We start from the raw sequence: 18,394 nt of genomic DNA on the forward strand, positions 1-18,394 counted from the left end.
CTCTGCCGGCGAGGGCGGCCGAAGGGCTATGCGCCCGACGGAACCCTACGATCCCGACGGAACCCCACGATCCCGACGGAACCCCACGATCCCGACGGGACTCCACGATCCCGACGGAACCTTACGATCCCGACGGAACCAGGGCCAGTAAAACGGGAACTACGCCGAGGCAGATAAAGGCAGGCAGCGAACACAGTCCCAGCGGCACCACCAGCTTGACGCCGAGGGACGCAGCGCGCTTTTCGGCTTTCCGGAACCTCTCCCGGCGAAGCGTTGCAGCCTGGGCGTAGAGGATCGCCGACGACGGGGCGCCTGTCAGCGCCGCAAACCCCAAGGCATCCCGCAGCTCCAGAATCCCGGGCAACCTGACGGCAGAGCTTCGCCACGCTGTTTCCCAGTCCGTCCCGATCGCCAGTGCGGAAACGACCGGACGGAGCGAGTCCCGGTACTGGGAGGAGGCGGAAGCAGAGACGAGATCGAGGGAACGGCCAATGCCGGACCCGGCGTCCAGCATCGCGGCGACGAGTTCGAGCATCATGGCGGTGTCCTGCAGGCCGCCCGGACCATCCCTGTTGCGTGGCCGTTTGCCTGCCGACCTTGGATAGTTCAGCGGATGAGAGTGTTGCGACGTGGACGCGATCAGCCGCTTCCGTGCGCGGCCCTTCCCGGTGCCTATGAGACAGGCCGCGGTGGCCAATATGGCCAGGAGCGCGAGCGCCTGCAGCAATGGTTCGGTCATGGCAGTCCCGCACCTGCTGCTGCCGCCACCAGCCGGGCGGACCACAACCGCCCCGCTACGGTGAGGGCAGTCCCGGCCGCGAGCGCTGCCAGTCCCAGCGGCGTACCCAGCAGGATGGCCAGCGGATCCACGCCGAGGGCCATTCCGAGGCCTAGCCCCATCAGCGGAAGCCAGGTCAGCAGCCGGACTGTCGCTTTGGGCCCTGCCAGTGCCGTCTGCCGGGCTGCATCGGCATCGTCCTCTGCTTCCAGCTGTGCGGCGAACCTTGTCAGAACGTCGGCCAAGGGACAGCCGCTTGCTTCTGCGATGTCGAAGCAGGCACCCAGCTGGGACCAGATCCGGCACTCCCTGTCCGTCCGGGGAAAAGCCGTGGCCAAGGAGCGCGTGATGGCCTCCGATACAGGAGCCCCGGTCCCCGCAGCGGCGCGGGCGGCAGCCAGCATGGCGACTGACCCCTGTGTAAGCCCGCCAGCGTGCTGCGATGGGGTTGGTCCGTCCGGCCGGGTTTGGCTGTTCGCGCCGTAGACAAACCACAGCTCGTCCCATAGGTGCGCGGGCGTCCGGCCACCTTTGAGCAGCGCGGCCAGTTGCTGCACCACCAGAGTCATGGGTACCGCCGAGCCGGAGATTGCTGCCTTCCCGGCCCCAGGCCTGGCCCAGCCGAACAGGCGTGTCCTGATGGCGGCTGATGAAGCAACACCACCGGTTGCGCGGCGGAACCTTGCTGCCGCACGCTGCTGCGGGCGGAGAATCAACAGCGCGGCCAGCACCAATGCGGCTGCCAGGAAAATAGTCACAGGCCTTGCCCTGGTTCAAGCCCCAGCCGGTTGGCGAGGGCTTGCCATGCCGGACCCGGAACGGCCGCGCTTTCCGAGGCTTCCAGGGCGGACAGCACGCGAAGCCCGTCAGGACCGTCCTCGATGACGCCGAGGCAGGTCACTTCCCTGCCGCGGCTGGTCCTTTCGACATGGATCACCACGTCGAGGGCACTGGCCGCCTGGAGCCGCACACCGTCAGGGCTCAACCCGGCGAGGGCACCCAAAGCCGTGAGACGGGCAGGGACGGCACCCGCAGCATTGGCGTGAATCGTTCCGCCTCCTCCGCTGTGGCCGGTGTTCATTGCTGTCAGCAATTCGCGGACCTCGGCACCGCGGCACTCGCCGACCACCAGCCGGTCGGGCCTCATGCGCAGGGCCTGCCGGACGAGCTCGCCGAGCCCCACTTCCCCGCCGCCTTCAAGGTTTCCGTGCCGGGATTCGAGGGAGACCACATGCGGATGGACCGGGTTCAGCTCGGAAGCATCCTCAATGAGGACCAGCCGCTCCGCCGGGGCACACAGCCCCAGCAAGGTGGACAGCAGGGTCGTCTTCCCCGAACCGGTGGCACCACTGATCAAAAAGCTCAGCCGAAGTTCCAGCACCCGTTCCAGGACGTCCTTGACGAGGGGGCCGAACATGCCGGCTGCCTCCAGTTCGTCCATGCTGAATACCCGCTCCCGGCGGATCCTGACGCTGAGCAGTGTTCCCGCCGTGGAAACCGGCGGCAGTACTGCATGGACCCGGTACCCGCCCGCCAGTCGCACATCCACGCAGGGTGAACCGTCATCAAGACGCCGCCCTCCGGCGGCAACCAGCCTGCAGGCCAGTGCCCGCAGTTGGGCTTCATCGCCGAAAGCCACCGGGACGCGCTCGATGCCCCGGCCGCGGTCCACCCATACGGAGTCAGGAGCGTTGACGAAGATGTCTGTGACTGCGGGATCCCGGGTGAGCGATTGCAGCGGTCCCAGCCCGTTGAGCTCGGCGCTGATGCGTTCCACCGCCGCGAGCGAGCCGGCCGTGCCCAGCAGCTTGCCGGTGGCCTGCACCGCGGCAGCCACCCGTGAAGGCGTTACAACGCCGGCTTCCGCCATCATGGACTCGCGAACCGATTCCAGCAGCCCGGCGTCAACAACCTGCCGCTCCACCTGGCGTGGATCCCGGCGTTGGCCTTCCCGGCGTTGGCCTTCCGCGCGCTGGCCTTCCACGACCTGGCCTTCCATGAGCCGGGCACGCCGCCGCAGCCCGTCGGCTGCTCCCGATCCTCGTGCCGATTGCTGTTTCATCCAAACTCCCCCTCCGGCAGCTCGTCGCCGAGGGAATCGAGTACCGAGGCGGCAAAATTCCGGATGCTGCGCCGCTTGCCGAGTTCCAGGAGGCGGCCGGAATCCATGGCGCCACCCACACCGCGCAGCTCAGGGACCCGGCCGTGCACGGGAAGGCCGATGGCCTCGGAAATGAGCGGGCCATCCAGGGCAGCCCCCGGCCGCCCCCGGACCAGGAGCCCCGCCTCAACGGGCGGGAACTCGTGGAGCAGCCGCACCGCCGCCACGGCAGCCTTCAGCTGCGCGGGAACCACCATCATGATGCGGTCGCAGTCCCAGGCATAGGACTGAAGCGGCCCGGGACCCCTGCCGATGTCCAGCACCACCAGTTCATACCCCCGGCGCGCCGCATCGAGCACGCCGGTGGTGGTTGGGGCGGCTACCGGAACGGGCTGTTCACGGCTGGCCGGCCAGGAGAGGAACGAGAATCCCCCGGAGACGGGCAGTGAGTCGGACAGCTGGCCGGAATCGATGCTGCCCCGCGCCTCGGAAAGGTCGGGCCAGCGCAGGCCCGGTCTTTCCTCCGCGGCGATGGCGAGTTCCAGCCCGCCGCCCCAGGGGTCGCCGTCAACGAGCAGCACCCGGGCTCCCATTCCGGACGCCGCCTGGGCTATCCAGATCGCAGCCGTGGTGGCTCCGGCCCCGCCGCACCCGCCGGTCACGCCCAGGATGATCCCGCCGGGCCCGGGCGCCCGGGAGCGGCTGAGGTGGTCCGCCAGCCAGGCCGCGGCATCAGGGAGCACGGCCACCCGCTCAGCTCCCAGGGCCGCAGCCAGGTGCCAGAGGCTGTCGCCTTCACCGTCCAAACCCACGAGGACGGCCGGTGCCCGCCGCCGGGGCGGCAGCTCCCGGATGTCACTGCCCACCAGGACCGCGGCTGAGCCATCCCAGTATCTGGCCCCTTCCAACGCATCGGCAACAACGCGAAGATGGGCACCCGCCGCCGCGACGATACGCTCCACCTCGGCGCGCACAACAGCAGACGAAGTCACCAGGAGCACCTCTTCCCCGCTGTCCGGCAGCCAGGCATCGGCTGGCCCTCCTAAACCCGCCGCAAGGCCCGCCGCGAAACCCGCAGCGCCGGACAGGAGCTCCTCATCGGGGCTCCGGGATAAACGCCGGGCAAGGACCGGATCAGGGTGGGAGGGGGTTGACTGGTGCCTGCTCATGGAGCCACTGTCCACCCCCGGCCAGGCAAGGATAAGGAGATCCCAGCCGTATGTGCACAAAACCGGCGGCAACAAGCCCTGTGCAGGAAGAGTCCTGGCGGCAAGACGCCCGGAAAAGACAAGGCAGAATTGGAGCATGTACCTCCTGCTCGCAGCCCACCCCTCCGGTGCGGCCCTGCAGGAACTCACACAGGGAGGCCACCCCCACCCCGCCAATCCGGAACCCAGGCTGGTATCCGCAAGCGAGTTGGCCGACGTCGTCCTCGGACTGGAACGCAGGCCACGCGCCGGGCAACCTCCCCGCTGGATCTGGCACCGCACCCAGGACTGGTACCCCTCCCTGCTGGCACACGGAGTGGAACTCGAGCGGTGCTACGACCTCAGCCTCTGCGGGAACATCCTGGCCCTCTCCCAGTTCACCGCCCACACCGGCTACGCGCGCAACGCCGAGAAGATCACCCTTGATGACCCGCAGCAGCCGCCAAGGGCACTCCAGCCGCCACCGCCGCCACCGGAACAGGACGCCCTGTTCGATAATCCCCGCCCGGGCTCCGAACCCCGCCTCACCCTTGAAGACCTCCGCGCGGAATACGCCGCCCAGCAGGAAGCCCTGGCCGCCGTCCGTCCGGAGGAGAACCGCCGAAACCGGCTTCAGCTCCTGCTGGCCGCCGAATCCGCCGGCGCCATGATCGCGGCTGAAATGCAGCACGCCGGAGTTCCCTGGCGGGAGGACCTGCATGAAGAAATCCTGGCCGGTTACCTGGGCCCGCGCCCGCCCGTGGGGCACCGCCCGGCAAAACTTGAGGCCCTGAACCTCGAACTGCGCGGGCTGCTGAACGCGCCAACGCTCAACCCGGATTCCCCGCAGGAACTCATCCGTGCCCTGCACCGGAACGGCATCGAAGTGAAAAGCACCCGTCAGTGGGAGCTGAAGGAGTCAAACCACCCGGCCATCGGTCCGCTCCTGGCCTACAAAAAGCTTTCACGCCTCCACAGCGCGAACGGGTGGGCCTGGCTCGACGCGTGGGTTGCCGGCGGCAGGTTCCGGCCGGAATACGTGGTGGGCGGGGTGGTTTCGGGCCGCTGGGCATCGCGGGGCGGAGGCGCATTGCAGATTCCCCGCCAGATCCGCGGCGCCGTCCATGCCGATCCCGGACACAAGCTGATCGTGGCGGACGCTTCCCAGCTTGAACCGCGCGTCCTGGTGGCACTGGCCCAGGACTCGATCATGGCCGAGGCCGCCCGGGACCAGGACCTGTACGCGGGAATCGCCGCCAAGGGCTTCGGCGGCGACCGGGCGAAGGCGAAGGTGGCGCTGCTCGGTGCCATGTACGGCGCCACCTCGGGCGAGGCCGGGCGCCTCATGCCGCAGCTCGCCAGGACGTATCCGCGGGCAGTGGATTTTGTGGAGCAGGCCGCCCGCGCCGGCGAGTCCGGCGGGACCGTCACCACCCGGCTGGGCCGCAGCAGTCCTCCCCCATCGGAGCGGTGGTTCCAGAGCCAGCGCCCGGCGTCGGCCGAGGAACAGCGGCGCGCGGAATCGATAGCCCGTTCCAGGGGGCGTTTCACGCGCAACTTCGTGGTCCAGGGTTCCGCGGCGGACTGGGCGGCCTGCTGGCTGGCGGAATTACGACGGCGGCTGCGCACCCTGCGCACGGAAGGCCAAGCGGGGGCGGAGCTGGTTTTCTTCCTCCACGACGAGGTGATGGTCCACGCACCTGTACACCAGGTGGAGGCTTGCATCAAGGCGATCGAGGATGCCGCCAGCGCAGCAAAGGAACTGCTGTTCGGACGCATCCCCGTCGAGTTTCCGGTGAGCGTGGCGGTGGTGGATTCCTACAACCACGCCAAGTAGGAGCAGCCTTCTGCAAGGCGCGCGGGCCCTCCGGCGCGACGATTGTCGAGAGATGTAACCTACCCGGTAGTAGCTCGCTCGGGCCCCGTGAGGCGGGTTACAGTCTTGTGGTGACTGAAACAGATCGGTCCAGAGGTTGATGCAACGACGCAAACACCAGGGGAGGTCCGGCACATGGCGGGCAGGTTTGAAATACATCGGGTTGGGGACGAGTCGTACAGGCTTCGGCTTACGGACGGCGAAGGCAACATCGTTGCCGTTTCGCCAAACTTCAAGTCAGTAAACACACTTTTGGAAGGCATCAAGGCCATGCGTGAGAACGCGGCCACCGGGATAGTGGTGGATCTCCGCCAACAACAGGCCTAGAAAAAACGCCTGGAACACCCGGCCCGGTGCAACCCGGGCAACAACTAGACACCCATGGGGTGCACCCGGCTCCGATCCCACGGGACGGCCCAGCCGAGCTGTTCAAAGAGGCCGTTCAGGACGATTCCGGTAAAGCCCCAGACCACCACGCCGTTGACGGTGAAGGCCGGGCTGTCAAAGGTACGCCCGGCCCGGTGGACTGTGGCCATGACCCTGTTGTCCGGGTCGAGCAGGTCCCGGACGGGGACCCGGAACACCTGCGCAGACTCGGCATAATCCACCACCCCGACGGGCGACGGCGAGCGCCACCACCCCAGGACAGGGGTGACGAGGAAGTTGCTGTGGGCCAGGCCCAGCTCCTGCAGGGTGCCCAGGACTTCGACGCCGCCCGCCTCGACTCCCGTTTCCTCTGCGGCCTCGCGCAGTGCTGCCTGTACCGGCGTTTCCTGCGCGTCAATGCTGCCTCCTGGAAATGCCACCTGCCCGGGGTGGGAACCCAGCGTGTGGGCGCGCTCCAGGAGCAGGACGTCCAGGTCTGCCGGAGCCAGGGGTTTGTCCGAGGCAGCCGGAATGTCATCGAGCGCCCCGAACAGCATCAGGACGGCAGCCCTGCGGGCCGTTTGCGCATCAACGGTCAGGGCTGCCCAGAGGGGGTCGGGCGCCGACGCCGATCCGGACGCCGCCCGTTTCGCCAGGCGGATCAGGTCTTCGCGCGCGCTCACGGAGCCCTCTTTTGGGATTCCATCCTGATTTCAGCTGCTCTGTGGGTTTCGGCCAGCAGTTGGGCAAGGAGGGCTTCATTGCCGGGAGCGAGTTCGTACTTCAGCAGTTTGGCTGCCTTCGCCGGGTCTGTTTCGCCCATCCCATAGCTGGGGCACCAGTTAGCCACGGGGCACGCCCCGCACGCCGGCTTGCGGGAGTGGCACACCCGCCGCCCGTGGAACACCACCCGGTGGGACAGCATGGTCCAGTCCCTCTTCTCGAAAAGCTCGGCGACGTCGTGTTCGATCTGGACCGGGTCCTCGGACTGGGTCCAGCCGAACCGGCGGGACAGGCGGCCAAAGTGGGTGTCCACCGTGATGCCCGGGACGCCGAAGGCGTTGCCCAGCACCACGTTGGCGGTCTTCCGGCCAACCCCCGGCAGTGTGACCAGATCCTCCAGCCGGCCGGGAACCACGCCGTTGTACTCATCCACCAGCCGGGTGCACAACGCGACAAGGCTGCGCGTCTTGGCCCGGAAGAAACCCGTGGGCTTGATGATTTCTTCGATCGCGGCCGGATCCGCTTCCGCCATGGACCTCGCGTCCGGATAGCGCGCGAACAGCAACGGGGTGACCTGGTTAACGGTGACGTCGGTGGTCTGGGCCGACAGGACCGTGGCCACCAGCAGTTCGAACGGATTGCGGAAATCAAGTTCCGCATGGGCGTAGGGATACTTCTCGGCCAGCGCCCTGTTGATCCGGCGCGCCCGCCTCTTCAGCCCGAGCGTGGACTCCGAGGAAATCACAGGCATGCCCGCGGACTGGCCATCAGATGCCGCCACAGCGCCGGACTTGGAGGCCTGGGAGGCAACGGCGGCCCGTGGGGCTCTGGCCGCCGGGGGCGGGGCCATGTGCTAGCCGCGCTCGATATTGCTGAGGTCGCGCAGCACGCCCAGCCGGCCGTCGGTGTGCTGGACGAGGAACTCGTGCCCGCGGTCCTCCAAAGCCAGCACCCAGCCGCCGGGCTCGATAACGAAGGCCGGGGCGCCGGTGCGGGGATCGAACGCGGTGCGGTGCTGTGCAACGGCGAACCAGAAGGCTTCATGGATGGGCTGATCGTCCGACTCCTCGGGCCGGCTTGCCGGATCCACAGTTGCCCCGATCGGAACATCGGCGCGGACCTGCGGGTGGACGGCCGTAGCGGCGGGCGGCTCCCAGGAGCCCTGCGCATCCGAGGCAGCGGAAGGGGCCGTACCGCCGTCGTGATTGCCGGCCGCCCTCTGGCCCGCAGCCGACGCGGCACCGACAGCCGGTGAAGCACCGGCACCGGGAGCAGGACCGGTGGCAACGGCGCTGGCGGAAGGGACATCTCCCAGCTGCGTCTCCTCCGCGGCCGGCGCCGAAGCAGGCCGGACGTCGTCGGACGCCTGGGTTGCGGGGCCAAGGTCACTGGCTGCACCGGAATCGGAGGCTTCGGGGGCGGTGGAAACAGGTGCGGGCCCGGCCGCCGGTGCCCCGGCAGCAGCAACACCGGTGGTGGGAACTGCTGCGGTGGCGGGCGTGTGGTGCGCAGCACTGGGCTGGACGGCGGAAGATCCGGCACCGGCGCCGCTGAACAGGCCCCCGCTGGAGGCAGGCTTGGAAGCAGCGGACCCGGCCTTGGGCTTTTTGGGAGCGCGGGGCTTCTGTACAGGAACGGCGGCGTCCCGCGCCACCACATGCGCTGGGGCTTCCGCGCGGCCCTGGAAGTCAGGTGAGACGTATGGAAGGAAGCGGCCCAGGACCGTCGCGGCGAACAGGACCAGGGCGCCGATCAGGCCCACCAGCAGGCTGGGAACATAGGCGCCCGCTACGGACAGGAAGAAGAAGGCGACGGCGAAGGACGCGACCACGGAGGCAAACTGGTCAATGGACAGCGATCCGATCCGGATTTGCGTGCCGGGGGACAGCCTGCGCGCGGCGAAGAGCGCGCTCACCACCAGGGGCAGGACAATTCCCAGGCCCAGGAAGAAGAGGTTGTTCAGGTTCCAGAGGTTGTACCTGCCACCGAATATGGGCAGCAGGGACGCGATGAACAAAATGAGGGTGGCGGCGAACACGGCCAGGTCCCGGATGGTGAACGGACCCAGCACTGCCTGGTGGGCGCTCGCGCCCTTGCCATCGGACGTAGCCGGCTTGCCTGCCCCGGCTGCCGGGGCGGTGGTGCTGCCGGAACCCGCCACGGTGTCAGGGCCTGTCTTCTGGCCGACGATCTGCTGGTTCATTCTGTTCTCCTTAGCGTGGCGGCACCGGGGCCACGGCGGCCCCGAAACCGTGCCGTCGTACAGCGGTTCCCTTCCGTCCCGGCCGCTGGGGGGCCCGGACGGGAGGGTCCGAAGTGAAGTCACAATTCCATCTCAGCCTAGTCAAGAGCCTGACCGATCACTAGCTGGGCGCGGACAGCTGCCTGTCGCAGCATGTCCATTCACCGCTTAATAAAGGCCGTTCGCGGGCCCGTCTGTGACAGCGCACACACCTGCCGCCGGGCAAGCATTAGTCTTGATTCCGGAACAGCTCTTTGCGGAATATCCGTGACCAGCCGATGCCCGGTGCCGTGCAGGCGGCGGAGCCGGGCCGGCGGCGGATGTCCGCGCAGCAAAGATCGATGAATGATGAGGTTCACATGTCCCAGGACACTTCAAGCTCCACGGCCACCGCTTCCACCGGCTCCGGACAAAGCGGGCAGGCCGGCCAGCAGGGCGATGCCTTCGAGAACCTGCTGCACGAGACCCGGACGTTTCCGCCCACTCCCGAGTTCGCCGCTGACGCCGTCGTCAAGGCATCGGAATACGAAGAGGCCGCCGCTGACCGGCCCGCTTTCTGGGCAAAGCAGGCCCGGGAGCTGTTGACCTGGAGCAAAGACTTTGACCAGGCACTGGACTGGTCCAACCCGCCGTTTGCCAAGTGGTTCGTGGGCGGGGAAGTCAACGCGGCCTACAACGCGCTCGACCGGCATGTGGAGGCCGGCCGTGGTGACCGGGTGGCCATCTACTTCGAGGGCGAGCCCGGCGATAGCCGAACTTACACCTATGCCCAGCTAACCGAGGAGGTGAAGAAGGCCGCAAATGCCTTCGAGTCCCTCGGTGTGGCCAAGGGTGACCGGGTTGCGGTGTACCTGCCGATGATTCCGGAGGCCGTGATCACTCTGCTGGCCTGCGCCCGGATCGGGGCCGTGCATTCCGTGGTGTTCGGCGGTTTCTCCGCGGACGCGCTGCGGTCAAGGATCGAGGACGCCGAGGCCAAACTGGTGGTCACGGCGGACGGCACGTACCGCCGCGGAAAGCCGAGCGCCCTCAAGAGTGCCGTTGACGACGCATTGTCCCGCGCCGGAGATGGAAGCGGCCACAGCGTGCAGAACGTGGTGGTGGTCAAGCGCAACGGCCAGGACGTGGACTGGACCGAGGGCCGGGACCACTGGTGGGCCGACACCGTGGAGGCAGCTTCCGCCGAGCACACGGCCGTCGGGCACGACTCCGAGCACCCGCTGTTCATCCTCTACACCTCCGGCACCACGGGCAAGCCCAAGGGCATCCTGCACACCACCGGCGGGTACCTCACCCAGAACGCGTACACCCACAAGGCCGTCTTCGACCTGCACCCTGAAACGGACGTCTACTGGTGCACGGCCGACGTCGGCTGGGTCACCGGCCACTCCTACGTCACCTATGCGCCGCTCATTAACGGCGCCACCCAGGTGATGTACGAAGGCACCCCCGATTCCCCGCACCAGGGCCGCTGGTGGGAGATCGTGGAGAAGTACAAGGTCTCCATCCTCTACACCGCCCCCACCGCGATCAGGACGTTCATGAAGTGGGGCCGGGAGATCCCGGACAAGTACGATTTGTCCTCCCTGCGCGTGCTCGGTTCCGTGGGCGAACCCATCAACCCCGAGGCCTGGATGTGGTACCGGAAGGTCATCGGCGGGGACAAGACCCCCATCGTGGACACCTGGTGGCAGACCGAGACCGGCGCCCAGATGATCGCCCCGCTCCCCGGCGTCACCGCCACCAAGCCAGGCTCCGCCCAGGTCCCGCTGCCGGGCATCGCCGTGGACGTGGTGGACGAGATGGGCCATTCCGTACCCAACGGACACGGCGGCTTCCTGGTGATCCGCGAACCCTGGCCGGCGATGCTCCGCGGCATCTGGGGCGACCCGGAACGGTACAAGGACACCTACTGGTCCCGCTTCGAAAACATGTACTTCGCCGGCGACGGCGCCAAGAAGGACGAGGACGGCGACATCTGGCTCCTGGGCCGGGTGGACGACGTCATGAACATCTCCGGCCACCGGCTCTCCACCACCGAAATCGAATCCGCCCTGGTCTCCCACCCCGCCGTGGCCGAAGCCGCCGTTGTGGGCGCGTCGGACGAAACCACCGGGCAGGCCGTGGTCGCGTTCGTCATCCTCCGCGGCGACGCCGTGGACTCCGGGGATGACATCGTCCAGGAACTCCGCAACCACGTAGGCAAGGAGATCGGCCCCATCGCCAAGCCGAAGAACATCCTGGTGGTCCCCGAGCTGCCCAAGACCCGCTCCGGCAAGATCATGCGCCGCCTGCTCAAGGACGTCGCAGAAGGCCGCGACCCGGGCGATGCCACCACCCTCTCGGACCCGACGATCATGCAGCAGATCGCACAGTCGCTCAGAAAGTAACAGGGTTTCGGATTACGACGGCGGCGCTGCCCACCTTGGGCAGCGCCGCCGTCGCCGTATGCTGGGAGCAGCCCTAATCCCTGCCCCGAAGGAACCGCCCAGATGCTCGCCGTCGCCCGCCACCAGGCCATTTTGGACGCTCTCCAGCGCGAACGGGTTGTTCGGATCTCGGACCTGGCCCAGCAGCTGGGAGTGTCCCTGATGACGGTGCGGCGGGACATCGAGGTGCTGGAGGAAGGCGGGCGCCTCGAGCGTATCCACGGCGGCGCCAAGATCCCGGGCGACACCAGCACTCACGAGCCCGGATTCGACCTGAAGTCCACACAGCTCACCGCCGAGAAGCGTGCCATAGCGGTCGAGGCGGCCGGCCTGGTGCAGGAGGGCATGGCTGTGGGGCTCAGCGCCGGAACCACCACGTGGGCTCTGGCGAAGGAACTCACCAACGGGCCCAGGATCACCGTGGTCACCAACTCGGTACGAATCGCTGACCTTTTCCACCATGGCGCCTCCGCCGGCACCGCCCGCTTCGCTTCCACTGTCATCCTGATCGGCGGCGAGCGCACGCCGTCGGACGCCCTGGTCGGTCCCATCGCCACAGGTGCGCTGAAACAGCTGCACCTCGACGTGCTGTTTCTCGGCGTGCATGGAATGGACGCCGACGCGGGATTCACGACGCCCAACCTGCTGGAGGCGGAAACGGACCGGGCTTTCGTGGCGGCCGCGCGAAAAACCGTGGTCCTGGCAGATCACACCAAGTGGGGCGTGCTGGGCATCAGCTCCATCGCCTCGCTGGAGGAAGTGGACGAACTCATCAGCGATCCGGGCCTTGGCACCGAAGCGCAGCGCATCCTGCAGGAAAAGGTGGGCCGACTGAGGCTCGCCGCCCTCTAGGCGACAAATCCTAGGGACAGCCGCAGGATTGCCGGACACGCAGCTTGGTGGGGAAGATCCGGTGACGGGGCTTCTCGCCGCGGCTGGCTCCCACCAGCGCTTCCACCGCAGCTTCCGCCATGGCGGCCACGGGCTGCTCCACCGTGGTCAGCGGGGGCCATGAGTACTCGGATTCAGCGGAACCGTCAAAGGAAGCCACGGCAATCCCGCCGGGGATGGAGAGTCCTGCTTCGTGCACCGCCCGCAACAGGCCGATCGCCTGCATGTCGGAGGTGGCAAAGATAGCTGTTGGCCGGTTGATCGACGCCAGCAGCCGCTGGCCGGCAAGGTAGCCGCCCGGCCGGGTAAAGGCATTGTAGACAATCGGCCCCTCCGGCAGGCCCGCCTCCTGCAAAGCCTCCCGCCAGCCCACTTCACGGCCGTCTGTAATGCCGGAAACGTTGGTTCCCATTGCCAGTCCGATGTTGGTGTGGCCATGGCCGATCAGGTGCTCCACCGCCATCCGGGCGCCGGCTGCAAGATCCACGCCGATGCTGTTGAACCCGGGGGCATCCCGTTCCTGGTTCAGCAGGACCGAAGGGATGTCCGCCGTTTCCAGGACCTCCAGGTCGGGTTCGAAGAGGACGCTGGCCAGCAGGACGCCGTCCACCTGTCGGGCGGCGAGGTTGCGGATGTTACGCCGCTCCTTGGCGAGGTTTCCGTCCGAGTTGCTCAGCAGCAAGGCGTACCCCAACTCTGCCGCGGCATCCTCCACCGCGTGCGAAAAAAGGGAAAAGAAGGGGTTGGAGATATCCGGGACCACGAGCCCCAGCGTTTCGCTGGAGCCCAGCTTCAGCGCCCTTGCCGCAGCGTTGGGACGGTAGCCCAGGACGCGGATGGCGTCCTGGACCTTCGCCTCGGTGGCGGGCGCCACCTTTTTGGGCCCGCCGTTCACCACGTAACTTACGACGGCGGTGCTGACGCCGGCGTACCTGGCCACGTCCTTGCGGGTCACCGGGCCCCGTGTGGCTTGTGCTGCCGGAGAAGTCATGCTGTCCATGTTAGGTAGAAGTACCCGCTGCATCGCCAAAGTCGCGGATGGGCAGGCGGGCGCCATTTTGCCGGGCCGACTGGTGGGCCACGATCCCGGGGAGGGTGAAGCGGGCCGCTACCCAGGCATTGACCGGCGGCTGCGTGCCTGCGTTGACGGAGGTAACGAAGTCATCCACCAGGAAGTGGTGGCTGCCTTCATGGCCGTTGGGCGCGCCCCGGAACTCTTCCGGCAGCCGCTCCGCGTCATGGACGGGTGAGAGCCCGGAGACGAAGGCGTCCCGAAGCTCGGGGGCCACGTTGGCCAGCGACGGGTCATCCAGGGACATGCTGGGCCGGGTTTCCAGCCGCTCCGAAATGTCATGGACGTTCACCTTGTCCTGCCAGACGGTGACCTTGGCGAGTTGTTCGAAGCTTGCCTCAGTCCCGAAGAACCGGAATCGGGATTCGCGGATGTGGGACGGATAGCCTACGCGGCGCATCTCGTTGGTACGCATCACGCCGCCGTCGTTGAGTTCAAAGAGCGCGGTGGCGTTCGAAAAGTCGTTGCCAAACATGCTGACGTCCCGATCGAAAACACCGTCATTCCGGTCATCCCGGACCCCCACGCAGCTGACGCTGACGGCGTGCGCAGGGACGGCACCGAGCACACCCCCGATGGCGTGGGTGGGGTAGAGCATCGGCGGATAACTGGCCGTCTCTTTCCAGCGGTCGCCACCGCTGTACTGGTACGCGTCGTAAAAGCCCAGGTCCATGTCGTGGACGTAATCGCCCTCAGAATAGAAGATTCGGCCAAACCGGCCGGCAGCGTGCTGCTCGCGGGCGTACACGGTGGCCGGGTTGTAGTAGCTGGTCTCCCCCATCATGTACACCAGGCCGGTGTCGCGGACGGCGTCGATGATGCGCGCAATCTCTTCTTCGGAGATAGCCATCGGCACGGCCGAGTACACATGCTTGCCCGCGCGCAGCGCCTGCTCAACCAGCGGACCGTGGGTCCAGCGCTGCGTGAAGATCGCAACAGCGTCCACGTCCGAGGCGAGGAGGTCCTCGAAACTCGCCTTGGACCCGGCAAGGCGGTACCGCTCCACGGCCTCGGCCGCCCGCTCAGCACGCTCGTCCACCACGTAAACGTCACTGACGCCGGGGTGGAGGTTGAAAAGGTGTGCGAACTGCCCGCCGAACTGCCCTGCGCCGAGTACGCCGATCGAAAACGTCATTGTCTGCCTTTCCCGCGTTGCGTGAGCACCGAGGTGGGCACTCTCCATCAGGAAGCCAGTGTTACACCTGCTTCTACTCGAGTCAATAAGCCAGTACCTAAACTAATTCGGCTCACCGCAGCCGAAAAACTAACTCTTGCAGCCGCGAATCTACTCGTGTAGATTGCTTTCCTAGTTGTTACTCCCGTCACAGTCAGGAAAGGGTCGAAGATGACCACCCTTGCCAAACACCCAAGCTCTGTCGCTCCTGCCGAGGTCAAACCCAGGCCCAAGAGCGGCCTCCGCGGGCTCGGGGACCTCAAGATCGCACTGCTTTTCATCGCCCCGGCCATGATCGGGTTCATCGTTTTCTACGTGGTGCCCACCCTCCGCGGCGTGTACCTGAGCTTCACCGAATACAACATCCTGGGAGACCCCGAGTGGGTGGGCATGGAGAACTACACGGCCATCGCCAAGGACCCCCTCTTCTGGAACTCCCTTGCCGTCACGGGGCAATACGTATTCCTGAACATCGTCCTCCAGACCGCACTGGCGCTGGGCCTGGCCCTCCTGATGCACCAGGTGGCCAAATCGACCATCATCCGGGGAGCCCTGCTGCTGCCGTACCTGATGTCCAACGTCATCGCCGCGCTGCTGTGGTTCTGGATGCTCGACTACCAGATCGGCGTGGTGAACCAGTTCATTGAATGGAGCGGCCTTCCCCGCGTGGCGTTCTTCGGCAGTGAAGCGTGGGCCATCCCCACCCAGGCCCTGATCAACACCTGGCGGCACATGGGCTACACCGCGCTGCTGATCTTCGCCGGCCTGCAGGCCATCCCCGGCCATGTGTACGAGGTAGCGAAACTGGATGGCGCGTCAGCCTTCCAGACCTTCCGCAAAATCACCATTCCGCTGCTGCGTCCGGTCCTGGTCCTGGTGCTGGTGGTGACGGTGATCGGTTCCTTCCAGGTCTTCGATACCGTTGCCGTCACTTCAGGAGGCGGCCCGGTCAACGCCACCCGGGTCATCCAGTACTACATCTACCAGCGCGCCTTCACCGAGTCGGACTTCGGCTACGGATCCGCCATCGCCGTCATCCTCTTCCTCATCCTCGCCCTGGTGGCCTTCATCCAGATGAAGTTCCTCAAGGGCAACGAGTCGGACCTGGACTAAGGAGTCCCCATGACCACCACCGCAAGCCGCGCCCCGCTCGCACAGCCGGCCAGCCGCCGCCGTCGTCCTTTCAACCCCCGCCGCGCCGCCGCCTGGGCCCTCCTGGTCCTCGCCATCGCCGTCTCCGTCCTGCCCTTCCTCTGGGTACTGCGCACGGCACTGTCCACCAACAACGCCTTGGCCACCAACGCCGCCAGCCTGCTGCCGGCGGAGTTCAGCTTCGGCGCCTTCAAACGGGTGTTCGGGCTCCAGTCAGCGGCGGAAGCCGTGGCAGAAGGCGGCTCCGGGGCACAGATCGACTTCTGGCTCTACCTGCGGAACTCGATTGTCTTTTCCTCCATCACCACCGCGGGCGCGGTCTTCTTCAGCGCAATGGCCGCCTACGCCTTCGCCCGGCTGCGCTGGAAGGGCCGGAACGCCGTCTTCAGCCTCTTCCTCGGCACCATGCTGGTGCCGCCGATCTTCACCGCACTGCCCAACTTCCTGCTGATCAAGAACCTGGACCTGCTCAACACCATGCTCGGCATGGTCCTGCCCTACCTCTTCATGACGCCGTTCGCCATCTTCTTCCTCCGGCAGTTCTTCCTGAACATGTCCCGCGAAGTGGAGGAGGCAGCAATGCTCGACGGCGCCAAGCACCTTCGGATCTTCTTCCAGATCGTCCTGCCCAACGCCGCAGCCCCCATCGCCACGCTTGCCCTGCTCACCTTCATCGGCCAGTGGAACGAATACTTCTGGCCCCTGCTGGTGGGCTCCCAGGACGACGTCCGCGTGCTCCAGGTGGGCCTGGGCGTCTTCAAGTCCCAGTCTCCGCAGGGAGCGCCGGACTGGTCCGGCCTGATGGCCGCGACCCTCATCTCCGCCCTGCCGGTGCTGATCCTCTTCGCCGCATTCGGAAAGAAGATCGTCAACTCCATCGGCTTCTCCGGCATCAAGTGACCACCCTTCCACCCCACCCCCGAACGGAAAGTAGAACCATGAAGAAAACCCTCGGCGCCGTCGCCGTCGCCGCAGCTGTGGCACTGTCCCTGTCCGCCTGCGGCGGATCCTCCTCCTCGGCAGAATCGTCCAAGGGCGAGGTCAGCTACTGGCTCTGGGACGCCAACCAGCTCCCGGCCTACCAGCAGTGCGCTGACGACTTCACCAAGGCCAATCCGGACATCAAGGTCAAGATCACCCAGCGCGGCTGGGACGACTACTGGAGCACCCTCACCAACGGCTTCGTCGGCGGCACCGCCCCGGACGTGTTCACCAACCATCTGGGCCGTTACGGCGAACTGGCAGAAAACAAGCAGCTGCTGGCGATTGACGACGCCGTCGAGAAGGACAACATCGACCTGACCGCCTACAACGAAGGCCTCGCCGATCTCTGGGTGGGCCAGGACGGCAAGCGCTACGGCCTGCCCAAGGACTGGGACACCATCGGCCTCTTCTACAACAAGGCCATGCTGGCCGGCGCCGGCGTCACTGAGGACCAGATGAAGAACCTCACCTGGAACCCCGAAGATGGCGGGACCTACGAAAAGGTCGTTGCCCACCTCACCGTGGACAAGGCCGGCAAGCGCCTCGACGAGCCCGGCTTCGACAAGAACAACGTGGCTGTATACGGGCTGGGCCTGAACGGCGGCGGCGACTCCTCCGGCCAGACCGAATGGAGCTACCTCACCAACACCACCGGCTGGTCCCACACGGACAAGAACCCTTGGGGCACGCACTACAACTACGACGATCCCAAGTTCCAGGAGAGCATGGGCTGGTTCGCCGGACTGGCTGACAAGGGCTACATGCCCAAGCTGGAAACCACCGTGGGCGCCGCCATGGCTGACACCTTCGCAGCCGGCAAGTCCGCCATCAACGCACACGGCTCGTGGATGATCGGCCAGTACACCGGCTACAAGGGCATCGAAGTTGGCATCGCCCCCACCCCGGTTGGCCCGCAGGGCGAGCGCGCCTCGATGTTCAACGGCCTGGCGGACTCCATCTGGGCCGGAACCAAGAAGAAGGACGCAGCCATCAAGTGGGTGGAGTACCTTGCGTCGGCTGACTGCCAGGACGTCGTAGCCTCCAAGGCCGTTGTCTTCCCTGCGCTCAAGGCATCCTCGGACAAGGCTGCGCAAGCCTTCGCCGCCAAGGGCGTGGACGCCACCGCCTTCACCGAGCACGTCAAGAACAAGACCACGTTCCTGTACCCCATCACGGACAACACCGCCAAGGTCAAGGGCATCATGGAGCCCGCCATGGACGCCGTAGTCTCCGGCAAGGCTCCCGCCAGCTCCCTCACCCAGGCCAACGAACAGGTCAACGCCCTCTTCAAGTAGCCCCCATTCGTAGCTGCGTATGTGCTCGCAGCCACCAGGCTGGATGCCGCCGCTCCCCTTCTCGCGGCGGCGGCATCCAGCCACCCCTTCCCTTGCATTCCGCTCGTGCGTAACTTAAGACGCA

General features: G+C 66.6%; 16 protein-coding genes. 7 read left to right on the forward strand and 9 right to left on the reverse strand.

Annotation, left to right across the window (positions count from 1 at the left end; translation table 11 throughout):
• Nucleotides 1-121: 121 nt before the first annotated feature.
• Genes FBY31_RS10005 through ssd form a run of 4 tightly spaced genes read right to left on the reverse strand, consistent with a single transcriptional unit; the run spans nt 122 to nt 4,048 of the window.
• Nucleotides 122-739: a type II secretion system F family protein gene (locus FBY31_RS10005; protein WP_142040036.1), complete on the reverse strand. Its 618-nt coding sequence runs from the start codon at nt 737-739 to the stop codon at nt 122-124.
• Nucleotides 736-1,536 (reverse strand): type II secretion system F family protein, encoded by an 801-nt coding sequence (locus FBY31_RS10010; protein ID WP_142040039.1) that lies wholly within the window; start codon nt 1,534-1,536, stop codon nt 736-738. The genes FBY31_RS10005 and FBY31_RS10010 overlap by 4 nt, the downstream gene beginning before the upstream one ends.
• A complete protein-coding gene (locus FBY31_RS10015; protein WP_235013007.1) occupies nt 1,533-2,840 on the reverse strand; it encodes a TadA family conjugal transfer-associated ATPase in 1,308 nt (435 codons plus the stop codon). Before FBY31_RS10015 ends, FBY31_RS10010 begins: the two co-directional genes overlap by 4 nt.
• Nucleotides 2,837-4,048: a septum site-determining protein Ssd gene (gene ssd, locus FBY31_RS10020; protein ID WP_142040042.1), complete on the reverse strand. Its 1,212-nt coding sequence runs from the start codon at nt 4,046-4,048 to the stop codon at nt 2,837-2,839. Before ssd ends, FBY31_RS10015 begins: the two co-directional genes overlap by 4 nt.
• 136 nt (nt 4,049-4,184) lie before the next feature.
• On the opposite strand from ssd, the gene FBY31_RS10025 reads away from it, so the two are divergent.
• Both FBY31_RS10025 and FBY31_RS10030 read left to right on the forward strand, forming a co-directional pair.
• Nucleotides 4,185-5,903 carry a bifunctional 3'-5' exonuclease/DNA polymerase gene (locus tag FBY31_RS10025; protein WP_142040045.1) on the forward strand — a complete coding sequence of 573 codons (1,719 nt, stop codon included), beginning with the start codon at nt 4,185-4,187 and terminating at the stop codon, nt 5,901-5,903.
• 174 nt (nt 5,904-6,077) lie between these two features.
• Nucleotides 6,078-6,269 (forward strand): YegP family protein, encoded by a 192-nt coding sequence (locus FBY31_RS10030; RefSeq protein WP_142040048.1) that lies wholly within the window; start codon nt 6,078-6,080, stop codon nt 6,267-6,269.
• Nucleotides 6,270-6,313: 44 nt separating this feature from the next.
• Here the strand turns inward: FBY31_RS10030 and FBY31_RS10035 are convergent, their stop codons facing one another.
• From FBY31_RS10035 to FBY31_RS10045, 3 genes are all read right to left on the reverse strand, one after another.
• On the reverse strand, nt 6,314-6,991 hold the full coding sequence (locus FBY31_RS10035; protein WP_200833347.1) for an NUDIX hydrolase: 678 nt from the start codon (nt 6,989-6,991) through the stop codon (nt 6,314-6,316).
• Complete coding sequence (gene nth, locus FBY31_RS10040; RefSeq protein ID WP_142040051.1) at nt 6,988-7,782, reverse strand: endonuclease III; 795 nt, start codon at nt 7,780-7,782, stop codon at nt 6,988-6,990. Before nth ends, FBY31_RS10035 begins: the two co-directional genes overlap by 4 nt.
• A 102-nt stretch (nt 7,783-7,884) precedes the next feature.
• Nucleotides 7,885-9,234, reverse strand: coding sequence for a hypothetical protein (locus FBY31_RS10045; RefSeq protein ID WP_142040054.1), 1,350 nt, complete (start codon nt 9,232-9,234; stop codon nt 7,885-7,887).
• A gap of 398 nt (nt 9,235-9,632) precedes the next feature.
• Here FBY31_RS10045 and acs point away from each other — a divergent pair, with 398 nt between their 5' ends.
• Nucleotides 9,633-11,663 carry an acetate--CoA ligase gene (gene acs / locus FBY31_RS10050; protein ID WP_142040057.1) on the forward strand — a complete coding sequence of 677 codons (2,031 nt, stop codon included), beginning with the start codon at nt 9,633-9,635 and terminating at the stop codon, nt 11,661-11,663.
• 102 nt (nt 11,664-11,765) lie between these two features.
• The gene (locus tag FBY31_RS10055) at nt 11,766-12,554 is read left to right on the forward strand and encodes a DeoR/GlpR family DNA-binding transcription regulator (RefSeq protein ID WP_142040060.1); all 789 of its coding nucleotides are present in this window, start codon (nt 11,766-11,768) and stop codon (nt 12,552-12,554) included.
• 10 nt (nt 12,555-12,564) lie between these two features.
• Here FBY31_RS10055 and FBY31_RS10060 read toward each other — a convergent pair whose 3' ends face one another.
• On the reverse strand, nt 12,565-13,584 hold the full coding sequence (locus FBY31_RS10060; protein ID WP_142040063.1) for a LacI family DNA-binding transcriptional regulator: 1,020 nt from the start codon (nt 13,582-13,584) through the stop codon (nt 12,565-12,567).
• A gap of 10 nt (nt 13,585-13,594) precedes the next feature.
• Nucleotides 13,595-14,800, reverse strand: coding sequence for a Gfo/Idh/MocA family protein (locus tag FBY31_RS10065; RefSeq protein ID WP_142040066.1), 1,206 nt, complete (start codon nt 14,798-14,800; stop codon nt 13,595-13,597).
• Between the two features lie 210 nt (nt 14,801-15,010).
• Between FBY31_RS10065 and FBY31_RS10070 the strand changes: the two genes are divergently transcribed.
• The 3 genes from FBY31_RS10070 to FBY31_RS10080 are packed head-to-tail and all read left to right on the forward strand — an operon-like array spanning nt 15,011 to nt 18,270.
• Nucleotides 15,011-15,952, forward strand: coding sequence for a carbohydrate ABC transporter permease (locus FBY31_RS10070; RefSeq protein WP_142040069.1), 942 nt, complete (start codon nt 15,011-15,013; stop codon nt 15,950-15,952).
• A 9-nt stretch (nt 15,953-15,961) separates the two neighbouring features.
• On the forward strand, nt 15,962-16,891 hold the full coding sequence (locus tag FBY31_RS10075; RefSeq protein ID WP_142040077.1) for a carbohydrate ABC transporter permease: 930 nt from the start codon (nt 15,962-15,964) through the stop codon (nt 16,889-16,891).
• A gap of 38 nt (nt 16,892-16,929) precedes the next feature.
• A complete protein-coding gene (locus FBY31_RS10080) occupies nt 16,930-18,270 on the forward strand; it encodes an ABC transporter substrate-binding protein (protein ID WP_142040081.1) in 1,341 nt (446 codons plus the stop codon).
• Nucleotides 18,271-18,394 lie beyond the last annotated feature (124 nt).

This window comes from Arthrobacter sp. SLBN-100, from assembly GCF_006715305.1.
GTDB lineage: Bacteria > Actinomycetota > Actinomycetes > Actinomycetales > Micrococcaceae > Arthrobacter.